The organism is Jatrophihabitans sp., assembly GCF_036388195.1.
In the GTDB taxonomy this organism is placed as follows: Bacteria; Actinomycetota; Actinomycetes; order Mycobacteriales; family Jatrophihabitantaceae; genus Jatrophihabitans_A.
Genome location: NZ_DASVSG010000071.1, coordinates 1 through 21536, shown reverse-complemented (window position 1 = coordinate 21536; position 21536 = coordinate 1). Strand labels below are relative to the sequence as shown.

Sequence of the window (21536 nt, the reverse complement as noted above, 5' to 3'; positions counted from 1 at the left end):
CGCTGAGCGATACTTCGACCGTGCCCCCGGGAACTGCTCACTGATGCCTCCGGCTCCCAGCCCGCTCGAGAGCCGGCTGCCCCTGGCCGCCGCGCCGATGGCCGGTGGCGCTTCCACGGTGCGGCTCGGCGCTGCGGTCGCAGCTGCCGACGCGTTTCCCTTCCTCGCCGGTGGCTACAAGACGCCGGAGGCGCTGGCCGCCGAGATCGCCGAGCTGCGGGCGTACGGCGCGCCGTTCGGGGTGAACCTGTTCGCCCCGAACCCTGTCCCGATCGGGGAGGCGGTGTTCCGGCAGTACGCGCGGCAGTTGCAGCCGGAGGCGGACGGCTACGGGCTCGACCTGGGCCAGGCGCCGCTGGTCGAGGACGACGACGGGTGGCAGGACAAGCTCGATCTCCTCCTGGCAGACCCGGTGCCGGTGGTGTCGGTGACCTTCGGATTGCCCGGCTCCGCGGAGGTCGCGGCGCTGCGCCGGGCCGGCAGCCGGGTGCTGATCACCGTCACGACGCTGGACGAGGCGCGGGCTGCCGCCGACGTCGGGGCGGATGCGCTGGTCGTCCAGGGTGGCGAGGCCGGCGGGCACAGCGGCGCGTTCGATCCGCGCCGCGCGGTCGCCGCCCTGCCCGTGTTGGAGCTCACCCGGGCTGTTGTCGCGGTGACCGATCTGCCGGTGGTGGCGACCGGCGGGGTGGACGGCGGCCAAGCTGCCGCCGAGCTGTTGCACGCCGGGGCCGCCTGCGTCGCCGTCGGCACCCTGTTGCTGCGCACCGCGGAGAGTGGCGCGTCGGCGACCCACAAGGACGCACTCGCCGACCAGGCCTTTCCCGGCACGGTGCTCACCCGTGCCTTCACCGGACGGCCCGCGCGTGGCCTGCGCAACCAGTTCGTCGAACGGCACGAGGCGACGGCGCCGCTGGGTTACCCGGCCATCCACCACCTCACCCGCGGCCTGCGCCAGGCGGCGGCCGCGGCCGGCGACCCGCAGCGGCTGCACCTGTGGGCAGGCGCCGGCTACCGGTCCGCGGCCACCGGCCCGGCCGGGTCGGTTCTCGACGGGCTGGCCCGCGGCCTATGACGGTCCTGTTCGGCCCGCTCCCGCTGCTTATCGCTCGGGTGACGGCTGCCGCCTGTCCGTCTCGGAATCACTCGGCTCGTGCAGGCGGCGCAGTCGCGGCGAGAGCCGCCATCGGCAGGAATGGGTGAATACGCGCCCTGCGGCCTTCGGTGAGGAAATCGCTCAGTGAGGGATACTGTGCCCGACGTGACCTCCGAGAGCGCGGCACGCCGCGCAGGCGGTGCCGGCATCCGGCACAGCGACCAGGAAGGGACAGCAATGGCAGCGAAGTTCGAGGTGTACAAGAGCGGCGACCAGTACCGCTTCCGGCTCAAGGCGAGCAACGGCGAGATCGTCGCTTCCGGCGAGGCCTACAAGACGAAGGCCGGCGCACACGAGGGTTGCGAGGCAGTCAAGCGGGCTGCCGCCGCGGCCACCATCGAAGACGTCTGACCGGGCCCCGCTGACCACAGAACGGCAGCGGCCCTTCTTCCGACACCAGGTCGGCCGTCGCGTCAGGCCCTGAGCAGCGGTCCTCGTTCGGCGAGGAACCCTTCGACGGCCGAGCGGAACGACCGGCACTCGTCGTCGCCGATCTCCAGGCTGAGGGCGATCATGCCGCGCCGGGCGAGGTAGCAGCCGCGCTCGAGCATGTCGAGATGGAACAGCTCCCGCAGCTCTGCTTCCGGACGGATGTCGCGGGCGGCCCGGATCGGCTCGGTCTGGAAGTGCACGGTGAGCAGGCTGCCCATCCCGGTCCACCGCATCCGGGCGCCGGCTTCGACACACAGGGCGTTGAGGTCCTGCCGCAGCTGCTCACCGCGCTGGAACAGGGCGTCGAGCACCTCGGTGGTGAGCAGCCGGCTCAGCCCGGCGTAGCCGGCAGCCATGCTGAGCACGTTGTTGTTGAACGTCCCGGCGTGCGGCGCCGCGTCCGGGCTGCGCGGGTCGTAGCGCGACATCAACTCCCGCCGGCCGCCGAACGCCCCGAAGGTCATGCCGCCGCCGAGGTACTTGCCGAGGGTCGTGAGATCCGGCGTGATGCCGAGCCGGTGCTGCATCCCGCCGACCGACATCCGTGACGTCATCACCTCGTCGAAGATCAGGACGGCGCCGGTGTCGTCCGCGCCGCGGCGCAGCAGGGCGAGGAACGCCGGATCGGCCGGCACGCAGCCGCCGCTGCCCAGCATCGGCTCGACCAGGATCGCGGCGAGGTCGGCGGCTCGCTCACCGATCAGCCGCTCGGCGCCGGCGATGTCGTTGTAGGCGCCGACCACCCACCGGTGCGGGACGTTGATCGGTATGCCGCCACCGTCGAAGGAGAGCACCGAGCCGTGGTACGCGCCGTCGAACACCAGCACGGACCGGCGGCCGGTGTGCAGGACGGCGGTGGCCAGCGCGAGCAGGTTGGCCTCGGTGCCGGAGTTGGTGAACCGGACGAGGTCCAGCGACGGGAAGCGGGCGCACAGCAGCTCGGCGAGGGCGGTCTCGTTGACGCCATGTGCGCCGAGGTTCCACCCGCCGTCCAGCGCCGCGTCGAGGGCCTGCCGGATGACCGGGTGGTTGTGCCCGAACAGGCCCGCGGTGTACTCGCCGAGCAGGTCGAGGTAGCTGTGCCCGTCCAGATCGGTCATCCAGCAGCCGGCGCCACCGGTCATGGTCAGCGGGAACGGCGAGAAGAACAGGGTGCTGCGGGTGTTGCCGCCGGCCAGCGCGCCGGTCGCCGCCTCGTACGCCTTCTGGCTGGCCGGGTGGGTGTCGACGTAGCGCCGCCGGGCATCCGCGAGCGCCACCGTCATCGAGTGGATCTCGCCGTTCACGCGGTTCCTCCGACTCCGGCCGACCGAGGAGGTGGCTCGCGAGCGACCATAGCCCAGGCAGGGCTCGATGCCCGCACAGCGGCTCTGCCCTACGCCGGCAGGCCGCTAGTCGAGTTCGAAACCGCGATTGCCGAAGGTGTCGTCGAGCCGGAAATTGACGAAGGTGATGCTCACGCTCACCTGCAGCGCACGCAGGTGGTGCCACCAGTCCACCGGGATGAAGACGGCGTCGCCGGGCTGCAAGACGGCCGACCGAACGGTCACCTCCGCGAACTCGGCAAAGCGATCGAGGTCGGGTCCCTCGACATCGACCATGCTGTAGTAGCTCTCGGAGTTCACCGAGGCGTGCTGGCTAGTCCAGGTAGTCGCGCAGCACCTGGGACCGGGACGGGTGGCGCAGCTTGGACATGGTCTTGGACTCGATCTGGCGGATTCGCTCCCGGGTCACCCCGTAGACCTGGCCGATCTCGTCCAGCGTCCGCGGCTGGCCGTCGGTGAGCCCGAACCGCAGCTTGACCACGCCGGCCTCGCGCTCGGACAGGGTGTGCAGCACCGACTGCAGCTGGTCCTGCAGCAGCGTGAACGACACCGCGTCCACCGCCACCACGGCCTCGCTGTCCTCGATGAAGTCACCGAGCTGGCTGTCGCCCTCGTCGCCGATGGTCTGGTCCAGGCTGATCGGCTCCCGGGCGTACTGCTGGATCTCCAGCACCTTGTCCGGGGTGATGTCCATCTCCTTGGCGAGCTCTTCCGGGGTCGGCTCGCGGCCCAGGTCCTGCAGCAGCTCGCGCTGGATCCGGCCGAGCTTGTTGATCACCTCGACCATGTGCACCGGGATCCGGATGGTGCGGGCCTGGTCGGCCATCGCCCGGGTGATCGCCTGCCGGATCCACCAGGTGGCATAGGTGGAGAACTTGTAGCCCTTGGTGTAGTCGAACTTCTCGACCGCCCGGATCAGGCCCAGGTTGCCCTCCTGGATCAGGTCCAGGAACGCCATCCCGCGTCCGGTGTAGCGCTTGGCCAGCGACACCACCAGCCGCAGGTTGGCTTCGAGCAGGTGGTTCTTGGCGCGCTCGCCGTCCCGGACGATCCAGCTGAGGTCCCGGCGCTGCTGCAGCGGCAGCTTCTCCCCGGCGATCTCCAGCTGGCGCAGCCGCTCCGAGGCGTACAGGCCGGCCTCGATCCGCTTGGCGAGGTCCACCTCCTCCTCGGCGTTGAGCAGCGCCACCTTGCCGATCTGCTTGAGGTACGCGCGCACCGAGTCGGCCGAGGCGGTCATCTCGGCGTCCTTGCGGGCCTGCCGCAACGCCTCGGACTCCTCCTCGTCCCAGGTGAACTCCGAGGACTCCGCCTCCGGCGGCTCGACCGGGTCCTCGGTCTCGGCGTCCGCCTCGACGTCGAGCGGGATCTCCTCGAGCTCGATGTCGGCGGGGATGTCGGCCGGCTCGGCGTCCAGGGCCGGGTCGGCCAGCGCGGGGTCGACAGCGTCCGGAGCCGGCGCGGCGCCCGCCGCAGCCTTCTTCGCGGGAGCCTTCTTGGCCGCGGCCTTCTTGGCGGGAGCCTTCTTGGCCGGCGCGGCGACGGTCTTGGTCACCGAACGGCTGACCGTCGCGGCGGCGCTGACCTGCGACTGCTCGGAGGATTCGCTGGGAACCACGGACGCCCTTTCATACAGCGATCACATGTTCAAAGGCGGACCCCGGCGGGCCCGCGATATGCGGGGAGAAGTGGGGTCAGCCAGCCGCTGGGGTTCATCGAATCGATCGCAGCGATGTCGATGCCTTCGTTGGTGCCATGCCCGCGCGGTCCATTGTAGCCAGAGCAGCCGTATTCAGCGTTCAGCAGCCGCCATGGCCGCGCCGACGATGCCGGCGTTGTTGAGCAGCTGCGCAGGACGCACCGGCGTCTGCAGCTTCAGCAGCGGCACCCACCGGTCGGCGTCCTTGCTGACCCCGCCGCCGACGATGAACAGATCGGGAGAGAACAGCCTCTCGACATGCGACATGTACACCTGCACGCGTTTGGCCCACTGCTTGTAGGACATCTTCTGCTTGTCCTTCACCGAGGCCGCCGCCCGCGACTCGGCGTCATGGCCGTCGAGCTCCAGGTGGCCCAGCTCGGAGTTCGGCACCAGCTGGCCGTTGAGGAAGATGCCGCTGCCGATCCCGGTCCCGAAGGTCAGCAGGATCACCACGCCGGACACCCCCCGCGCCGCGCCGAACCGGACCTCGGCCAGCCCGGCCGCGTCGGCGTCGTTGAGCACGGTGACCTCCAGCCCCGTCGCCTTGGAGAACACCGCGTCGACGTCGGTGCCGATCCAGGACGGGTCGACATTGGCCGCCGACCGGGCGACCCCGCTCTTGATCACCGCCGGGAAGGTGGCGCCGACCGGCCCGGCCCAGTTGGCCCTGGTGACCAGCTGCACCACCACCTCGGCGACGTTGTCCGGCGTGGACGGCTTGGGGGTCGGGATCCGGACCCGCTGGGTTCTCAGTTCCCCGGTCACGGTGTCGACGACAGCTCCCTTGATGCCGCTGCCGCCGATGTCGACGCCGAACGCCGCATCAAGCTGGATCTGGGGCTGGTCTGACGCTGGCGCGGTCATCGTTCCTCCGCTGGTTAGGGTGGCTACCTCCAAACCATATAGCCGAGGGGCTCCGGAAGCCGCAGATGAAAAAGGCCAAAGCCGATGACTGACGGCCCGTCCGCGGCCGGCACAGTGCCGGATCCGAGGCAACTGTCCGACATCGCCGTCGAGCTGGCCGGCCGGGCCGGAGCGCTGGCGATGCGCCACCAGGCGGCCGGCCTGAGCGTCAGCAGCAAGAGCTCGGTCACCGATGTGGTGACCGACGCCGACCGGGCGGTGGAGGAGTTCCTGCGCGCCGCGCTGGCCCAGCTGCGCCCGGGGGACGCGGTCCTGGGCGAGGAAGGTGGGACGGGCGGCCAGAGCACGGCCGGCTCACCGGTGCGCTGGGTGCTGGACCCGATCGACGGCACGGTGAACTTCATGCTCGGGCTGCCGTACTTCGCGGTCTCGATCGCGGCCCAGGTGCACGGGGAGACAGTGGCCGGCTGCGTGCACAACCCCGCCACCGGAGAGCTGTTCCGGGCAGCGGCCGGTTCTGGCGCGTTCCTCGGCGACCGCCGGCTGACCGGGCCGAGGCCCGCGCCGCTGGACCAGGCGGTGCTGGCGACCGGCTTCAGCTACGACCCGGCCCGGCGGGCTCGGCAGGGACGAGCCGCGGGGGAGTTGCTGGCCAGCGTCGGCAACCTGCGCCGGCTGGGCTCGGCGGCCCTGGACCTCTGCGCGCTGGCAGCCGGCTGGGTGGACCTGTACTACGAGGGCCCGCTCAACGAATGGGACTTCGCCGCCGGCCTGCTGATCGCCGCCGAAGCCGGGGTGGCCACCTCCGGGTTGCGCGGGCGTCCCGCCGGCGCCCACCTGGTGGCCGGCGCGCACCCGCTGCGGGCCGAGGAGTTCTTCCAGCTGCTCACCGCGGCCGGGGTCGCCGAGATCGGCTGAGACTGGCCTCAGCAGGGCTTGCTGGCGCCGGCCACGGCCTTGCTGGCCGTATCGGCGGACGCCAGCGCGCGGAAACCGGCGCCGAGCACCAGGTTGACCCTGGCGTCGGAGCGGTTGGACGGCGTCAGCTTCGCGCCGGGCAGGTGATAGCTGAGCAGGGTGGCGCCGGCCCGGCCGGCGGCGCCGTACCGGATCTCGCCGACCCCGTTCAGCGCCGTGGTGGTCCCCGGCGTGCCCGTCTTGAAGCCCCGGCCCTTGAGCTGGCTGGTGACCTTGGTGGCCAGCAGGTCGCGTCCGGCGCCGTTGAGCACCACCACCGACACCGACGCGGGGGTCGGCAGCCGGACCGCTTTGGCGCCGCCCGGGGTGCAGCTGGCCGTCGGCGCGACGGTCTGCGGCTCGGCGGTTTGGGCCGGCTCGGGGCGGTGCAGCACCCGCCACCAGACGATGGCGGTGAGGACGCTGAGCGCCAGCAGGAACGCCAGGGCAGGCAGCGGCCGACGCCGTGTCGCGGTGGACATAGCGGCCTTCGTCACCTCCTGCCGAGCAAGCCGTATTCGCGTGGCCAGCCTAGCCGGATCGGCTTCGGGAATGGTGAGGGCTGCCCGGTCGTTGGAGCGCAGGCGTGACGCGATACGGTTCCGCGCCAGCGGGGGCGTAGTCCGCCGCCGGTGGTCCGAACAGCCGGATCGTGTGCGCTTGGGAGATCGAGGAGTTGAGAGGTAGTGGCCACCGATTATGACGCCCCCCGTCGGGGCGATGTTGATGAACTGAACGAGGACTCGCTGGAGGAGCTGAAGGCCCGCCGGGCCGAGGCGCAGTCGGGATCGATCGATGTCGACGAGACCGAGCTGGCCGAGTCGCTGGAGCTGCCCGGGGCAGATCTGTCCAGCGTGTCCGGCGAGGAGCTCACCGTCCGGGTCCTGCCCAAGCAGGACGATGAGTTCACCTGCTCCAGCTGTTTCCTGGTGCACCACCGCAGCCGGCTGGCGCGTGAGAAGAACGGCCAGCCGATCTGCCGCGACTGCGCCTGAGTCGTTGTGCCCGCGTCCGCCGGCCCGTGTCGTTCCGCGAGGCCGGCGGCGCTCGGTTCAGCGCCCGATGCCCGGCCTCGGTGACCTCTCCGGCCCCGTCGCGATCGAGCTCCGGTCGCGACCCGGCATGCGCGCGATCAGCGTGGGAAGGTGACTCATGGCCAATGACGAGATAGCGGACCTGGTGGCCCGGGCAACCGCCTCAGGATCCGACGGCGATCCCGCCAGCGATCGGCGCAGCCGGCAGAAGGCGTTGGCCGCCCTGATCCCGGCGCTCACCCGCAGCGCCAAGGCATCCGGCATCCGCGCGGTGGCCGCCGGGCGCTGGCTGGCCGACCTGATCATCGAGCTGGCCCCGCGGGTGCCGGTCCGCGACGCCCTGACGCTGCGGCGCCAGCACCCCGGCCTCAGCGACATCGAGATCGCCGAACGGCTGATCCGGCAGGCCACCAAGACCACCGCCGCGCTCGGCGCGGCCGCCGGCGGCCTGGCCGCGGTGGAGTTCCTCAGCCCGCCGATGCTGCTGGCCGCGCCCGTCCAGCTGGCCGCCGAGATGCTCAGCGTCACCGCGGTGGAGCTGAAGCTGGTCGCCGAGCTGCATGAGCTGCTGGAACGCCCGGCCAAGGGCAGCGCCTCCGAACGGGCCAGCGCCTACCTGATGTCGTGGGTACGCCGCCGCGCGATCTCGCCGCAGGTCGGCGGCGCGGGCCTCGGCGCGGTGTTCGGGGCCGCGGCCAAACGAGAGCTGCGCAGCCAGGTGCTGCGCCGGATCGGCAGGAGCACCACCACCCTGGCGCCGTTCATGGCCGGCGCGGTGGCCGGAGCCGAGGTCAACCGCCGCGCCACCAAGGCGCTCGGCGAGACGCTGCTCGCCGAGCTGCGCGGCTTGAGCGAGGAGCGCTGGTTCCGGCAGGTGTGAGGGCTTCGGTCCGGGGCTGTCGAGGCCGCACTCAGCGGACGCCTTTACCGGACGCATTCAGCGGACCCCTTACCGGACGCCTTCAGCGGACCCCTTCACCGGACGCCTTCAGAGGCCGCTGACCATGCCGCCGTCGATCACCAGGGTCTGACCGGTCGTCCAGGCGGCGTCGGAGGAGGCCAGGTACGCGACCGCCGCGCCGATGTCGGCCGGCTCACCGAGGCGCTTGAGCAGGTAGCCCGCCGCGACCGCCTCCTCGTTGGCGGCGTAGAGCGCCTCGGCGAACTTGGTCTTCACGACCGCCGGCGCCACGGCGTTGACCCGGACGCCGGGCGAGAGCTCGACCGCCAGCTGCTTGGTCAGGTTGATCAGGGCGGCCTTGGTGATGCCGTAGAACGCGATGCCGGGAGAGACGCCCAGGCCTGCCACCGAGGCGATGTTGACCACCGCCCCGCCGTGTTCGGCCAGCCATGCCCGGTGCGCCAGCCGGACCCAGGACAGCGCCGACAGCACGTTGACGTCGAACATCTTGCGAGCCAGCCGGTCCTCGATCTCCAGCAACGACCCGAACGTGGGATTGATGCCGGTGTTGTTGACCAGCACGTCCAGCCGTCCGAAGGCCGCCATGGTGGCCTCGACCGCCGCCGCCTGGTGCTCGGGGTCGTCACCGGAGCCGGCGGCGAAGATCGCGCGCTCGGGCCCGCCCAGCTCGGCTGCCGCGGCCTCCAGCGCCGGTTGCCTGCGCGCGGTGATGCAGACCCGGGCGCCCTCGGACACCAGCCGCTGCGCGACCGCGAAGCCGATGCCGCGGCTGGCGCCGGTGATCAGCGCGACCTGGCCCTCGAAACGTCCGAGTGACACGGGGCGGCTCCTGTTCAGGACGGGCGGTTCGGTGAGTGGTGTCCCAGCTGGCAGCGTGCGACCGGGCTCAGCGCGACCGCGAGCCGGCTGCCTGGGCGGCCTGCAGCGCGGCCAGCAGCTGGTCCGGATGCCGGGTCGACACCACCCAGTACGGCTCCGGGAGGCGCTCGGCGGGCAACGGATCGTCCTGCGGCGGATCGGCCGGCTCACCCGGAGCCTGCCGGGCATCGGCCGGCTCACCCGGAGCCTGCCGTCCGAGCTGCGGCGGATCGGCCGGCGGCCGCAGCACCAGCTGCACCCCCGGCCCCACCCAGGACCTGATGTAGGTGAAGGCGAGCGGGTCGCTGTGCCGGCCCACCAGCCGGCGAAGCTCGGTGGGGCTGAGATCGATCGCCTGCTCGATCTCGGTCACCGCGACGCTGCGCTCGCCGGCCCGCAGGGTGGCGCCGTCCACCGAGACGCTGCCGGAGGAGAGCCGCCAGACGGTCAGCAGCGCGCCGGGCAACAGCAGCGCGAACGGCGCCCAGGCGACCCAGCCGGAGATCGCCACCGCGAACTCCAGGCCGAGCAGGACCGCTACCCCCACCGCGGCCAGGTACCACCACCTCGGCGTCCGCAGCCGCTCGTGGTACCCGGCCGGCCGGGCCTGGTCGGGCTGGTGGGTAGCGGGGTCCATCACGGGACGAGGGTAGCCTTTGCCCCTGTGACGATCCGACCGATGGTTGGCGCAGCCGGTGAGGACGTAACGGACATCGCGTCCGGTCCGCTGCCGGTGCCGGTCCAGGTGCAACGGCTGCATCCGGACGCGCCGCTGCCCAGCTATGCCGTGGACGGCGACGCCGGCGCGGACCTGTGCACCATGGTCGACGTCCGGCTGCAGCCCGGGGAGCGTGCCCTGCTGCCGACGGGGCTGGCCATCGCGCTGCCCGCCGGGTACGCCGGATTCGTCCAGCCGCGTTCGGGGCTCGCCTGGCGGGTGGGCCTGGGCATGGTCAACGCGCCGGGGACGATCCCTTCGGGCTACCGTGGCGAGATCAAAGTCATCGTCGTCAACCATGACCGGGAGAATGCCGTCGAGTTGCGCCGGGGCGAGCGGATCGCCCAGCGGGTGGAGCAGGCCAGGTTCGAGGTGGTGGACCGGCTGCCCGAATCCGCCCGCGGCGCTGCCGGCTATGGCTCGACCGGCGGAGCCGCGGCCCTGTCGACCGGCGACCTGCTGGCGGCGGACACTGTGCCGGCGGCGAACAACAGAGGAGACGATCGGTAATGGCGCTCCGGCGCAAGGAGAAGCGCACCGAGCAGTCCAAGCTCGATGCCACCCCACCCTGGGAGACCAGGCGATCCCACGAGAACGCGCTCACCACCGGGCCCTACGACGTCGCCGACACCCCGGCTGATGACGTAGAGCGGCTGGACCTGGGGGCGCTGCGGGTGCCGGTCGAAGCCGGCCTGGAGATCCGGGTCGAGGTGAACGAGACCGGCCAGGTGGTCGGGGTGACGATGCTCAACCCGAACGGCCAGATGCAGCTGGGCGTGTTCGCCGCGCCCCGCAAGGACGGCATCTGGGACGAGATCCGAGCCGAGATCAAGGCCTCGATCTCCACCCAGGGCGGCACCGTGTCCGAGCAGGACGGCGAGTTCGGCGCCGAGCTCGTCGGCCGGCTGCCGGTGCCCGGTGGCCTGACCCCGGTGCGGTTCCTGGGCGTCGACGGCCCGCGCTGGTTCGTGCGAGCGATGCTGGCCGGGGCGCCGGCGGCCGAGGAGGACGAGGCGAAACCGTTCCTGGACGCCTTCCGTGGCCTGGTGGTGGTCCGTGGCTCGGACCCGTTGCCGGTGCGCGAACCCGTTCCGCTGCAGCTGCCGAAGGAGGCCGCCGAGCAGTTGGCCGCGGCCGCTGAGGCGGCCGAACCACAGGACGGCTAGTCAGTGACCTCGCCGGAGGACCTGCGCGACCGGACCCGCCAGCAGATCCTGGCCTCGCTGGGCGGCTGGTCGGGCACGATCGCCGCCGCCATCCCGCTGCTGGTCTTCGTGATCGCCAACACCGTTGGCGGGTTGCGGACCGCCGTCATCGCCGCGGTGGCCTCGGCGGTGCTGGTCGCCGGCTACCGGATGGCCCGCCGGCAATCGGTGCAGCAGGCGCTGAGCGGGCTGATCGGCGTCGCGATCGCCGCGGCCATCGCCGCCCGGACCGGCGAGGCCCGGGGCTTCTTCGTGCTGGGCATCGTCTCGGCGTTCGGGTATGCGGCGCTGTTCGCGCTGTCCCTGCTGGTCCGCCGGCCCCTGGTCGGGGTGATCTGGGAGTACCTGGACCCCGCGCCGCTGCCACCCGGCCAGCGCTGGCACAAGGTGCGCGAGCTGCGCCGGGGCTATGACATCGCCACGGCGGCGGTGCTGGCGATGTTCGTGGCGCGGGCGGTGGTGCAGCTGAGCCTGTTCCAGGAGAACCGCACCGGGTTGCTGGCGGTGGCCAAGCTGGTCATGGGGCTGCCGCTGTACCTGGCCGTGGTCGCCGTGGTGTTCTGGGTGGTACGCCGGGCCCGGCGCCAGCTCGCGCCAGCCGTCCCCGCACCGGCTGAGCCTGCCGAGCCGACGCCGCCGGAATCGCAGCCGGAATCGCAGCCGGGTTCGCAGCCGGGTTCGCAGCCCGCCGCCGGGCTACGCGGCGCAGACAGCGCGCCGGATGGCGGGCTCAGCCTCCGGAAGGGCGACGAATAGCAGCTCGTCGCCGGGCTCCAGCGGCTCGTCCGGGGTCGGCACGATGACCCGCGAGCCCCGGATGATCGCGACCATCGCCGCGTCCGAGGGCAGCTGCACATCGCGCAGCGGCACCCCCGCGCACGGCGCGCCGACCGGCAGGGTCACCTCGATCAGGTTCGCCTGGCCCTCCCGCAGCGTGAACAGCCGCACCACGTCGCCGACCGAGACGGCCTCCTCGACCAGGGCGGCCAGCACCCGGGGCGTCGACACCGCGACATCCACCCCCCAGGACTCGTTGAACAGCCACTCGTTGGCCGGGTGGTTGATCCGGGCCACCACCCGGCGCACCGAGAACTCGGTCTTGGCCAGCAGCGAGACCACCAGGTTCACCTTGTCGTCGCCGGTGGCCGAGATCACCACCTCGAACTCCTCCAGCCGGGCGTCCTCCAGGCTGGACAGCTCGCAGGCGTCGGCCTGCATCCAGTCGGCCTCCGGGATCCGGTACGGGCGCACCTTGCCGGCGTCCTTGTCGATCAGCAGCACCTGGTGGCCGTTGGTCAGCAGCTCCCGGGCGATCGAGCGGCCCACCGCTCCGGCTCCGGCAATCGCGATCCGCATCAGTGGTGCCCTCCTGCCGGTCCGGCCGCGGCGGCAGCCCGGATGCCTTCGGTGAGATCGTCGGTGGCGGTCACGTGCAGCTCGTCGCCGGCCTGGATCACGGTGGCCGGGGTGGGCAGCTCGCCCTTGCCGAACCGGCTGATCAGCGCCACCCGGCAGCCGGTGGCCTCCTCGAAGCTGGTGAGCTTCCTGCCGATCCAGCCCTCGGCCAGGATGAGGTGCAGCATCACCACCTGGCCGGTGGGATCGCGCCATTCCTCGTCGATGGCGCCGCCCAGCAGGGTCTTGAGCAGCCGGCCGGCCGTCCACGGCACGGTGGCGATGGTCGGGATACCGAGGCGCTCGTAGACCTCCGCGCGCAGCGGGTCATAGATCCGGGCGACCACGTGGCCGACGCCGAAGGTCTCCCGGGCGACCCGGGCGGCGATGATGTTGGAGTTGTCGCCGCTGGACACCGCCGCGAAGGCGTCGGCGTTCTCGATCCCGGCCTCGACCAGGGTGTCGCGGTCGAAGCCGATCCCGGCGATGGTCTTGCCCTTGAAATGGTCCCCGAGCCGCCGGAACGCGTTCGGGTCCTGGTCGATGATGGCCACGCTGTGGTCCAGGCGCTGCAGATGGTGCGCGAGGGTGGATCCGACCCGTCCGCACCCCATGACGACGATGTGCACCCCCGGGACGGTACACACCGCGGGCCGCGTCCGGTCGGCTACCGCGATCGGGGGGAATCGCCGGGCCCGCCGGGTGCGTGCATAGGCTGTGCTGATGGACGAGCGGGCGGGTCAGCGGGCCGGCCGGCAGCCGCAGCCGGCCGCCGCCGAGAGCTGGCTGGGACGCCGGCTCGAGGTGCGGGTGGAGGCGATCGCGCACGGCGGGCACTGCGTGGCTCGCTCTGCCGGCCGGGTGGTCTTCGTCCGGCACGCGCTGCCCGGCGAGACGGTGCTGGCGGAGGTGACCGAGGACCGGGGCGGCTCGTTCTGCCGCGCGGACGCCGTCGAGATCCGGACGGCCTCGCCGGACCGGGTCAGCCGGCCCTGCCCGTACGCCCATCCCGGCGGCTGTGGCGGCTGCGACTTCCAGCACGTCTCGCTGCCCGGGCAACGGGCGCTGAAGGCGGCGGTGGTGGCCGAGCAGCTGAGCCGGCTGGCCGGCCTGGAGCGCGCCGTCACCGTGCAGCCGCTGGACGACGGGGACGGGCTGGGCTGGCGGCGCCGGGTGCGGTTCGCGGTCGGCCCGGCCGGCGAGCTGGGGCTGCGGGCGCATCGCTCGCACCGTGTCGTGCCGCTGAGCCACTGCCCGATCGGCGCTCCGGGCGTGGGGGACGCGCGTGCCCTGCAGTCGGACTGGCCGGGCCTGGCCGAGCTGGAGGTGGCAGTCGATGACCGGGGCGAGGTGGTGGAGCTGGCCCACCGGTCCCGGCCGGCCCGGCCGCGCCGCGACAGCCGTGGCCGGCATGGCGGGAACCGGCGACCGGCCCGGCCGGTGCTGAGCACCGAGCAGCTGTCCGGGCCGCCCGCGCTGCGCTATGCGGTGGCCGGCCGGGAGTTCACCGTGCACCCGGCAGGCTTCTGGCAGACCCATCCGCAGGCCGCCGAGGTGTTCACCGCGACGGTGCTGCGGGCGGCGTCGGCGCGGCCGGGGGAGCGGGTGCTGGACCTGTACGCCGGCTCCGGGCTGTTCACCGCAGCGCTGGCCTCGGCGGTGACGTCGACCGGCAGGGTGCTGGGCCTGGAGGCCGAGCCCACCGCCGTCGCCGACGCCGGCGCCAACCTGGCGGATCAGCCATGGGCCGCCGTCCGGCGCGCGACGGTGAGCGCCGCGACGGTCCAGGCAGCCACCGGCGACCTGAGCGCGGACGGTGTGGACATCGTGGTGCTGGACCCGCCCCGCAGCGGCGCCGGCCGGGAGGTGCTCAGCGCGATCCTGGCGGCCGGACCGCGGGTGGTGATCTACGTCGCCTGCGATCCGGCGGCGCTTGCCCGGGATGTCCGGATCGCTCTGGACGCGGGCTGGCAGCTGGACGAGCTGTCGGCGTTCGATGCCTTTCCGATGACCCATCACGTGGAATGCATCGCGGTATTGCGGCCCTTGTGGAACCGCTCATGACGACCACGAAAACGGCACGGTGCAAGTAGGCTGACGTCCCGTGAGCCCTCTTCTGAGCCGGATCTCCTGCCCCGCTGACCTGCGCCAGCTCAGCTCCGAGGAGCTTGCCTCGCTGGCCACCGAGATCCGCGACTTCCTGGTGCGCAACGTCTCGCGCACCGGGGGCCACCTGGGTCCCAACCTCGGCGCCGTCGAGCTGACCCTGGCCCTGCACCGGGTGTTCGACTCGCCGACCGAGCCGATCCTGTTCGACACCGGCCACCAGAGCTACGTCCACAAGATCGTCACCGGCCGGCACGAGAACTTCTCCACGCTGCGCCAGAGCCGGGGGCTGTCCGGCTATCCCAGCCGCGCCGAGAGCGAGCACGACTGGATCGAGAACTCCCATGCCTCGACGGCGCTGTCCTACGCCGACGGCCTGGCCAAGGCCTTCGACGTCCGCGGCGACCGGCGCCCGGTGGTCGCGGTGGTCGGCGACGGCGCGCTGACCGGCGGCATGTGCTGGGAGGCGCTGAACAACATCGCCACCTCCGACCGGCCCGTGGTGATCGTGGTCAACGACAACGGCCGGTCCTACTCGCCGACCATCGGCGGCCTGGCCGAGCACCTGGCCGGCCTGCGGCTGCGGCCCGGGTACGAGCGGATGCTGGGCAACGTCAAGGAGACCCTGGGCCGGACGCCGGTGGTGGGCCCGCCGCTGTACGGCGCGCTGCACGGCATCAAGCGCGGCATGAAGGACCTGCTCGCCCCGCAGGGCATGTTCGAGGACCTCGGGCTGAAGTACATGGGCCCGGTGGACGGCCATGACCTGGCCGCGCTGGAGCACGCCTTCTCCCTGGCCCGGCAGTTCGAGGGGCCGGTGCTGGTGCACTGCGTGACCCGCAAGGGCTACGGCTACGCCCCGGCCGAGAACCACCAGGCCGATCACATGCACGGCGGCGGCGCCTTCGACCCCGAGACCGGCGAGTTCCTGAGCAAGGGCGGCCAGACCTGGTCCGGGGTGTTCTCCGACGAGATGGTGCGGATCGGCGCCGTCCGCGACGACGTGGTGGCGATCACGGCCGCGATGCTGGACCCGGTGGGCCTCGGGGCGTTCGCGGCGGAGTTCCCGCACCGCTGCTTCGACGTCGGCATCGCCGAGCAGCACGCCATGACCTCGGCCGCCGGCATGGCAGCGGCCGGGCTGCATCCGGTGATCGCGCTGTACGCCACGTTCCTCAACCGCGCCTTCGACCAGCTGCTGATGGACGTCGCGCTGCACAAGGCCGGCGTCACCCTGGTGCTCGACCGGGCCGGGGTCACCGGTGAGGACGGCGCCAGCCACCACGGCATGTGGGACATCGCGATGCTCGGCATCGTCCCCGGCATCCACGTGGCGGTGCCGCGCGACGAGCCGACCCTGCGGGCGGGACTGGCCGAGTGCCTGGCCATCGACGACGCCCCCTCGGTGCTGCGCTATCCCAAGACCCCGCTGTGCGCCGACATCCCGGCGCTGCGCTCGGTGGGCGGCATCGACGTGCTGGCCGAGACGGCCGCCGGCCCGGTGGACGTCCTGCTGGTCTCGGTCGGCGCGATGGCCGCCGACACCCTGGACGCCGCCGAGCGGATCGGCGAGGCCGGCTACACCGTCCGGGTGATCGACCCACGCTGGGTGACCCCGGTGCCGCCGGCGCTGGCTGACTTCGCTGCGCAGGCCGGGGTGCTGGTCACCATCGAGGACGGCGTGGCGGTCAACGGCGCGGGCTCCCGGTTCGCCCAGTACCTCGGCGAGCAGGGAGTGGGCGTCCCGACCCGCCAGATCGGCATTCCGGTCGACTTCCTCCAGCACGGCAAGGTCGCCGAGGTGCGCGCTGCCATCGGCCTGACCCCCCAGGGCATCTCCCGGCGGGCGGTAGAGTTCGCCGCGGCCGTGCTGGGGCGCGGCGACGGTCCTGCCGACGGCGGAGCGGAGCTCTTCGCGGCCGGTTCCGCGCCAGTTCAGGACACCGACCGCCGACGTGAGTGACCTCCTGCACCTGCTTGCTTGCTGTTCGTGAGATCGTTGCCCCATTACCTGCGCTCTCGGCTCCGGAGCCGAGGGCACCCAGAAGCGGAGACAGCGTGCGCGTACTTGTGGTTGAAGACGAGACTCAGCTGGCGGATGCCGTGGTCCGCGGTCTGCGGCGAGAGGGAATGGCCGTCGATGTCGCATACGACGGCGACGAGGGTTTCAACAAGGCGACCACCACCCGGTACGACGTGGTGGTGCTCGACCGCGACCTGCCGGGCAAGAGCGGCGATGAGATCTGCCGCTCGCTGACCGACGAGGGCGTGCTGACCCGGGTGATCATGCTGACCGCCAGCGGCTCCATCGAGGACAAGGTGGAGGGCCTGGCCCTCGGCGCCGACGACTACCTGGCCAAGCCCTTCGCCTTCGCCGAGCTGGTGGCCCGGGTGCGGGCGCTGGGCCGGCGCGCGACACCGGCCGCCCCGCCGGTGCTGCAGGCCGGCGACCTGGTGCTGGACCCGGCCAAGCGCACCGTGACCCGCTCCGGGCGCAACGTCGACCTGACCCGCAAGGAATTCGGCGTGCTGGAGACGTTGCTCTCGGCCGCCGGAGTCGTTGTCTCCAGTGAGGAGTTGCTCGACCGGGTCTGGGACGAGCATGCCGACCCGTTCACGACCACCGTGCGGGTCACCATGATGACCCTGCGGCGCAAGCTCGGCGAGCCACCCATCATCGAGACCGTGGTGGGCTCGGGTTACCGGGTGGATCCCACCCTGGTCACCGCGGCCGCCGAGGGTGATGAGTCTGGGGGTTCGACCGACCAGTGAGACTGGTGCAGCCATCGCTGCGGATCCGGATGGCGCTGTTATATGGCGCCCTGGTGCTGCTGATCGGCGCTGCGCTGCTGGCCACGTCCTACATCCTGCTCGACCGGGCGCTCAGTCAGATCTCGCTGCCGCCCAACCCCGGCGACGTGATCATCACCGACACCGCGGGTACTCCGCCGGCCAAGTGGAACCCGTCCCAGGCGCGCGAAGCGATGCGTGCTGACGCGCTGCACTACCTGCTCAACAACGGGCTGCTGTACTTCGGGGTGATCGTCCTGATCGGCTCGATCGGCGGTTACCTGCTGGCCCGCCAGGCGCTGCGCCCGGTCGCCCGGATCACCGCGACGGCCAAGCAGCTGTCGACCAAGACGCTCAACGAGCGGATCGGGCTGGGTGGCCCGGACGACGAGCTGCGCGAGCTGGCCGACACCTTCGACGAGATGCTCGGCCGGCTGGACGCGGCCTTCGGCAGTCAACGCCGGTTCGTGGCCAACGCCAGCCATGAGCTGCGGACGCCGCTGGCGGTGATCCAGACCGAGCTGGACGTGACCCTGTCCGACCCGAACGCGCCGCCGGACGAGCTGCGCCGGATGGGCGAGGTGGTCCGGGAGGCGACCAACCGCGCCCAGCGACTGGTGGACGCGCTGCTGGCGCTGGCCCGGCTGCAGGGCCGGGAGGGGCAGAGCCTGGAACTCACCGAGGTGGTCACGCTCAACGAGCTGATCCCGAACGCGGTCGCTGCGGCCAAGGCCGAGGCGGTCACCCGCGGCATCACCATCACCGCCGAGGGCGAGCCGGTGCGCACCACCGGCGATCCCCGGCTGCTGGAGCGGGTGATCGGCAACCTGGTCGAGAACGCGGTGCGCTACAACGTGCCCGGCGGCTGGGTGCAGATCAAGACCGAGTCCGCCGGCTCCGCGCCGTACCGCACGTCCCAGATCGTGGTCCTCAACAGCGGGGTGCCGGTGCAGCCGGAGGAGGTCGAGGGGCTCTTCGACGCCTTCCGGCGGGGCGGCCGGGCGCGGACCGGCCAGCGCGGCGCGGGCCTGGGGCTGTCGATCGTCCGGGCGATCGTGGACGCCCACAACGGGTCGATCTCAGCCAGCGCCAACGCAGCCGGCGGCCTGCGGGTCGAGGTCTCCTTCCCCGCCTCGGCCGACAGCGAAGCGTCGCTGATCTCCTAGCGTGACCTCTCGTGACGACCCGCCCGCAGCTCCAGCTGCCGCACTGGACCAACACCCCCGGGTTCGGGGTGGCGGTGTTGTTCGTGCTGGCCGTGATCCTGATCGCCAACGGCGAGCCGCAGCCGTCGTCGCGGCCCAGTGGCACCTCCGTGGGGGTGACCGGCAGCCCGCAGGCGCCCACGGCGGTACCGGACCTGCTGGTCATCCGGGCCGGCACGGTGGAGGCGCGGCAGGGACGTACGGTCCGGCCGGTGCGGCTGCCGGCCACCGCCCGGCCGCTGTCGGTGGTGACCGGGCGCGGCCTCAGCGTGGTGCTTGCAGAGCTGGACGGTCGCCAGCGGGCCTACGCGGTGCGGCCGGATCTGAGCGTCTCCGACCTCGGGCCGGCCGATGCGGTGGTCCCGGCCGCGGCCCGGGCCGCGGTGCTGGTCGAGACCGGGCTGACCGAGCCCGGCAAGCTGATCTACACCGGCAGCGCGACGCCCAGCCGGACGCCGTCGGCCAGCCCCAGCGCGACCGGGCCACCGGACCTGCGCGACTTCGCCGTGCAGCGCTATGACGCGGCCGGGCGGCGGGTCGGCATCTCCCAGTTCCTGCCGACCGGCACCCGGATAGCCACCGACACCGCCGTCGGCATGGTGGTCTGGCAGCCGGTCAACCGGGTCTTCGACAACGGCGTGGCGCTGGAGCCGCTGTCGGCCGCGGCGACCCTGGTCCGGCCGGACAGGTCGCTGCGCCGGCTCGGCCCGGTGCACCCGCTGGCTGCCGATGCGACCAACCTGCTGGTCTGGGACGTGGCCGTCCGGCGGTTCGGGTTGATGCCGCTGCGCTGGGCCACCTCGACCGCCACCTCGACCGCCAGCCCGTCGGCATCGGGCACCCGGTCCGGCGCCAGCAGCTCGCCGGCCCGGAGCCGTTCAGCCTCGCCCACCGCCAGCCCGACCACGGTGGCCGGGGTGCGGTGGTTCTCCCCGACCCGGGGGATCACCGTGGTGACCGGCCCGGCCAGCTTCAACCCGGACGGCTCGGCGTTCGCGGTGTACGCCCAGGTCGGAGCACGGCGCCGGCTGATCGTCGCCCAGCTGAAGAACCTGGGCACCGACCGGGTGGAGGTGCTGGCGCTCGTCCAGCCGCCCGCGCCGAGCAGCCAGCCGGCCCGCAGCAGCCGGCCGGGGTCCTCGGGCCCGTCCGGCCCGGCGGTGACCGTCAGCGGCTCCAGCACGGTGGGCGTCACCGGGTCGCCGTCCGGTTCGGGCCCGTCGGCATCCTCGGCCAGCAGCTCGTCGAGGCCGGCATCGCCATCGGCGCCGGCGCTGCAGCCGGACGGCTTTCCGATCGAGGCCCCGCTGACCCCGTTGTGGTGGAACGACCAGGTCGTGGCGCTCGGCGCGGACGCCACCGTGGTCGGCTACCGGCCGGGCAGCAACCAGGCGTCGCTGCTGGACCTCGGGCCCGAGGACCTGCGGGCGATGGCAGAGATGCCCTGAGCCGCGCGGCTCAAGCGCTCGGAAACGCTGGGGCTCAAGCGCTCGGGAACGCCGGGGCTCGAGAGTTCGTGACGCGGCGGCTCACGCGCTCGGAACGCTGGCGATCCCCGGCGCCAGGAACCGGCTGCCCCGGACCCGCTCGGAGACGCCGTGGCGGTCCAGGTACGGGGTGACGCCACCGAGGTGGAACGGCCAGCCGCTGCCCAGCAGCATGCACAGGTCGATGTCCTGCGGCTCGGCGACCACGCCGTCGGCCAGCATCAGGTCGATCTCCTCGGCCAGCGCCGCCAGCGCCCGCTCGCGCACCTGCTCCTCGGTGGACGGCCGGTCGCCGAAGACGAACAGCTCCGCCACCTCGGGGTCGACCTCCGGGCTGCCGGAGTCCCAGACGTACACACCCGGCTTCTTGGCCTCGACCAGGCGCCGCAGGTTCTCCGACACCGGGTAGCGGTCCGGATAGGCCGCATGCATGGTCTCGGCGACGTGCAGCGCGACCGCCGGGCCGACCAGGGCCAGCAGCACGAACGGCGGCATCGGCAGGCCCAGCGGCGCCAGCGCGCGGTCGGCGACCTCGATCGGGGTGCCCTCGTCCACCGCGGCGGTGACCTCGCCCAGGAACCGGGTCAGCAGCCGGTTCACCACGAAGGCCGGAGCGTCGGACACCAGCACGGCCGACTTCTTCAACGTCCGGGCCACCGCGAACGCCGTCGCCAGCGACGCGTCGTCGGTCTTGGCGCCGCGGACGATCTCCAGCAGCGGCAGCACCGCGACCGGGTTGAAGAAGTGGAAGCCGACCACCCGCTCGGGGTGCCGCAGCTCCGCAGCCATCTCGGTGATGGACAGCGATGAGGTGTTGGTCGCCAGGATCGCCTCGGGCGAGACGTGCTGCTCCAGCTCGGCGAAGACCGCCTTCTTGATCGACAGCTCCTCGAACACCGCCTCGATCACGAAGTCGGCGTCGGCGAAGGCGTCCTTGGTCAGCGAGCCGGTCACCAGCGCCTTGAGCCGGTTGGCCTTGTCCTGGTTGATCCGGCCCTTGGCCAGCAGCGAGTCGAGCTCGCCGTGCACGTAGTCGACCCCCCGGTCCAGCCGGTCCTGGTCGAGGTCGGTGAGCACGACCGGCACCTCGAGCCGGCGGACGAACAGCAGCGCAAGCTGGCCGGCCATCAGCCCCGCGCCCACCACGCCGACCTTGGTGACCTTGCGGGCCAGCGACTTGTCCGGCGCACCGGCCGGCCGCTTGGCGCGCTTGTTCACCAGGTCGAAGGAGTAGAGCCCGGCCCGCAGCTCGTCGCTCATGAGCAGGTCGGTCAGGGCGTCGTCCTCGGCGGCCGTTCCTGCGGAAAAGGCGTCCGTGCCGACCCCGGCACGCGCCAGGTTCAGCAACTCGACGGCGCGCACCGCGCCCGGGGAGGCGTT

At 72.3% G+C, this 21536-nt stretch carries 23 protein-coding genes; 13 read left to right on the top strand and 10 right to left on the bottom strand.

All coding sequences use genetic code 11. The features are described from left to right. Positions 1 to 43: 43 nt before the first annotated feature. On the top strand, positions 44 to 1075 hold the full coding sequence (locus VF612_RS07325; protein ID WP_408659194.1) for a nitronate monooxygenase: 1032 nt from the start codon (positions 44 to 46) through the stop codon (positions 1073 to 1075). Positions 1076 to 1333: 258 nt separating this feature from the next. Continuing rightward, a complete protein-coding gene (locus tag VF612_RS07320; RefSeq protein ID WP_408659219.1) occupies positions 1334 to 1507 on the top strand; it encodes a YegP family protein in 174 nt (57 codons plus the stop codon). Positions 1508 to 1569: 62 nt separating this feature from the next. On the opposite strand, the gene VF612_RS07315 is transcribed toward VF612_RS07320, so the two are convergent. The 4 genes from VF612_RS07315 to ppgK form a co-directional block, all read right to left on the bottom strand. Beyond that, on the bottom strand, positions 1570 to 2874 hold the full coding sequence (locus tag VF612_RS07315; protein WP_408659193.1) for an aspartate aminotransferase family protein: 1305 nt from the start codon (positions 2872 to 2874) through the stop codon (positions 1570 to 1572). Between the two features lie 105 nt (positions 2875 to 2979). Beyond that, on the bottom strand, positions 2980 to 3213 hold the full coding sequence (locus VF612_RS07310) for a cupin-like domain-containing protein (protein ID WP_408659192.1): 234 nt from the start codon (positions 3211 to 3213) through the stop codon (positions 2980 to 2982). A 13-nt stretch (positions 3214 to 3226) separates the two neighbouring features. Next, positions 3227 to 4531 (bottom strand): RNA polymerase sigma factor, encoded by a 1305-nt coding sequence (locus VF612_RS07305; protein WP_408659191.1) that lies wholly within the window; start codon positions 4529 to 4531, stop codon positions 3227 to 3229. Between the two features lie 174 nt (positions 4532 to 4705). Beyond that, a complete protein-coding gene (ppgK, locus tag VF612_RS07300) occupies positions 4706 to 5479 on the bottom strand; it encodes a polyphosphate--glucose phosphotransferase (RefSeq protein ID WP_408659190.1) in 774 nt (257 codons plus the stop codon). A gap of 84 nt (positions 5480 to 5563) precedes the next feature. Here ppgK and VF612_RS07295 point away from each other — a divergent pair, with 84 nt between their 5' ends. Then, positions 5564 to 6397: an inositol monophosphatase family protein gene (locus VF612_RS07295; protein WP_408659189.1), complete on the top strand. Its 834-nt coding sequence runs from the start codon at positions 5564 to 5566 to the stop codon at positions 6395 to 6397. A gap of 8 nt (positions 6398 to 6405) precedes the next feature. Here the strand turns inward: VF612_RS07295 and VF612_RS07290 are convergent, their stop codons facing one another. Beyond that, complete coding sequence (locus tag VF612_RS07290) at positions 6406 to 6918, bottom strand: LytR C-terminal domain-containing protein (protein ID WP_408659188.1); 513 nt, start codon at positions 6916 to 6918, stop codon at positions 6406 to 6408. Positions 6919 to 7122: 204 nt separating this feature from the next. Between VF612_RS07290 and VF612_RS07285 the strand changes: the two genes are divergently transcribed. Both VF612_RS07285 and VF612_RS07280 read left to right on the top strand, forming a co-directional pair. Then, complete coding sequence (locus VF612_RS07285; RefSeq protein WP_311421933.1) at positions 7123 to 7431, top strand: DUF4193 domain-containing protein; 309 nt, start codon at positions 7123 to 7125, stop codon at positions 7429 to 7431. Positions 7432 to 7588: 157 nt separating this feature from the next. Then, entirely contained in the window at positions 7589 to 8350 is a 762-nt protein-coding gene (locus VF612_RS07280; RefSeq protein WP_408659187.1) for a hypothetical protein, read from the top strand. A gap of 108 nt (positions 8351 to 8458) precedes the next feature. On the opposite strand, the gene VF612_RS07275 is transcribed toward VF612_RS07280, so the two are convergent. Both VF612_RS07275 and VF612_RS07270 read right to left on the bottom strand, forming a co-directional pair. Then, entirely contained in the window at positions 8459 to 9211 is a 753-nt protein-coding gene (locus VF612_RS07275) for an SDR family oxidoreductase (RefSeq protein ID WP_408659186.1), read from the bottom strand. 67 nt (positions 9212 to 9278) lie between these two features. After that, complete coding sequence (locus tag VF612_RS07270) at positions 9279 to 9887, bottom strand: DUF3093 domain-containing protein (protein ID WP_408659218.1); 609 nt, start codon at positions 9885 to 9887, stop codon at positions 9279 to 9281. Between the two features lie 42 nt (positions 9888 to 9929). Here VF612_RS07270 and dut point away from each other — a divergent pair, with 42 nt between their 5' ends. From dut to VF612_RS07255, 3 genes are read left to right on the top strand one after another with little or no spacing between them, the layout of a single operon-like run. Then, positions 9930 to 10478 (top strand): dUTP diphosphatase, encoded by a 549-nt coding sequence (gene dut / locus VF612_RS07265; protein WP_408659185.1) that lies wholly within the window; start codon positions 9930 to 9932, stop codon positions 10476 to 10478. Next, entirely contained in the window at positions 10478 to 11134 is a 657-nt protein-coding gene (locus tag VF612_RS07260; RefSeq protein WP_408659184.1) for a DUF3710 domain-containing protein, read from the top strand. Before dut ends, VF612_RS07260 begins: the two co-directional genes overlap by 1 nt. Positions 11135 to 11137: 3 nt before the next feature. Then, the gene (locus VF612_RS07255) at positions 11138 to 11929 is read left to right on the top strand and encodes a DUF3159 domain-containing protein (RefSeq protein WP_408659183.1); all 792 of its coding nucleotides are present in this window, start codon (positions 11138 to 11140) and stop codon (positions 11927 to 11929) included. On the opposite strand, the gene VF612_RS07250 is transcribed toward VF612_RS07255, so the two are convergent. Both VF612_RS07250 and VF612_RS07245 read right to left on the bottom strand, forming a co-directional pair. Further along, positions 11870 to 12529, bottom strand: coding sequence for a potassium channel family protein (locus VF612_RS07250; protein ID WP_408659182.1), 660 nt, complete (start codon positions 12527 to 12529; stop codon positions 11870 to 11872). The genes VF612_RS07255 and VF612_RS07250 overlap by 60 nt on opposite strands. Further along, positions 12529 to 13215 (bottom strand): potassium channel family protein, encoded by a 687-nt coding sequence (locus VF612_RS07245; protein ID WP_408659181.1) that lies wholly within the window; start codon positions 13213 to 13215, stop codon positions 12529 to 12531. Before VF612_RS07245 ends, VF612_RS07250 begins: the two co-directional genes overlap by 1 nt. 76 nt (positions 13216 to 13291) lie before the next feature. On the opposite strand from VF612_RS07245, the gene VF612_RS07240 reads away from it, so the two are divergent. From VF612_RS07240 to VF612_RS07220, 5 genes are all read left to right on the top strand, one after another. Beyond that, positions 13292 to 14632: a class I SAM-dependent RNA methyltransferase gene (locus VF612_RS07240; RefSeq protein ID WP_408659180.1), complete on the top strand. Its 1341-nt coding sequence runs from the start codon at positions 13292 to 13294 to the stop codon at positions 14630 to 14632. Positions 14633 to 14672: 40 nt separating this feature from the next. Further along, positions 14673 to 16637, top strand: coding sequence for a 1-deoxy-D-xylulose-5-phosphate synthase (gene dxs / locus VF612_RS07235; RefSeq protein ID WP_408659179.1), 1965 nt, complete (start codon positions 14673 to 14675; stop codon positions 16635 to 16637). Positions 16638 to 16732: 95 nt separating this feature from the next. Then, positions 16733 to 17446, top strand: a complete 714-nt coding sequence (locus tag VF612_RS07230; RefSeq protein ID WP_408659178.1) for a response regulator transcription factor — start codon at positions 16733 to 16735, stop codon at positions 17444 to 17446. 5 nt (positions 17447 to 17451) lie between these two features. Next, positions 17452 to 18630 carry a sensor histidine kinase gene (locus tag VF612_RS07225; RefSeq protein ID WP_408659177.1) on the top strand — a complete coding sequence of 393 codons (1179 nt, stop codon included), beginning with the start codon at positions 17452 to 17454 and terminating at the stop codon, positions 18628 to 18630. 11 nt (positions 18631 to 18641) lie between these two features. Next, positions 18642 to 20117: a hypothetical protein gene (locus VF612_RS07220; RefSeq protein WP_408659176.1), complete on the top strand. Its 1476-nt coding sequence runs from the start codon at positions 18642 to 18644 to the stop codon at positions 20115 to 20117. An 81-nt stretch (positions 20118 to 20198) separates the two neighbouring features. On the opposite strand, the gene VF612_RS07215 is transcribed toward VF612_RS07220, so the two are convergent. After that, on the bottom strand, positions 20199 to 21536 hold a 1338-nt coding region (locus VF612_RS07215), incomplete at its 5' end, for a 3-hydroxyacyl-CoA dehydrogenase family protein (protein WP_408659175.1).

Bases quoted from the DNA above. Each gene is read 5' to 3' on its own strand.
- VF612_RS07290 (WP_408659188.1), bottom strand. From the start codon at position 6,918: ATGTCCACCGCGACACGGCGTCGGCCGCTGCCTGCCCTGGCGTTCCTG.
- ppgK (WP_408659190.1), bottom strand. From the start codon at position 5,479: ATGACCGCGCCAGCGTCAGACCAGCCCCAGATCCAGCTTGATGCGGCG.
- dut (WP_408659185.1), top strand. From the start codon at position 9,930: ATGGTTGGCGCAGCCGGTGAGGACGTAACGGACATCGCGTCCGGTCCG.
- VF612_RS07325 (WP_408659194.1), top strand. From the start codon at position 44: ATGCCTCCGGCTCCCAGCCCGCTCGAGAGCCGGCTGCCCCTGGCCGCC.
- VF612_RS07250 (WP_408659182.1), bottom strand. From the start codon at position 12,529: ATGCGGATCGCGATTGCCGGAGCCGGAGCGGTGGGCCGCTCGATCGCC.
- VF612_RS07295 (WP_408659189.1), top strand. From the start codon at position 5,564: ATGACTGACGGCCCGTCCGCGGCCGGCACAGTGCCGGATCCGAGGCAA.
- VF612_RS07280 (WP_408659187.1), top strand. From the start codon at position 7,589: ATGGCCAATGACGAGATAGCGGACCTGGTGGCCCGGGCAACCGCCTCA.
- VF612_RS07260 (WP_408659184.1), top strand. From the start codon at position 10,478: ATGGCGCTCCGGCGCAAGGAGAAGCGCACCGAGCAGTCCAAGCTCGAT.
- VF612_RS07320 (WP_408659219.1), top strand. From the start codon at position 1,334: ATGGCAGCGAAGTTCGAGGTGTACAAGAGCGGCGACCAGTACCGCTTC.
- VF612_RS07240 (WP_408659180.1), top strand. From the start codon at position 13,292: ATGGACGAGCGGGCGGGTCAGCGGGCCGGCCGGCAGCCGCAGCCGGCC.
- VF612_RS07270 (WP_408659218.1), bottom strand. From the start codon at position 9,887: ATGGACCCCGCTACCCACCAGCCCGACCAGGCCCGGCCGGCCGGGTAC.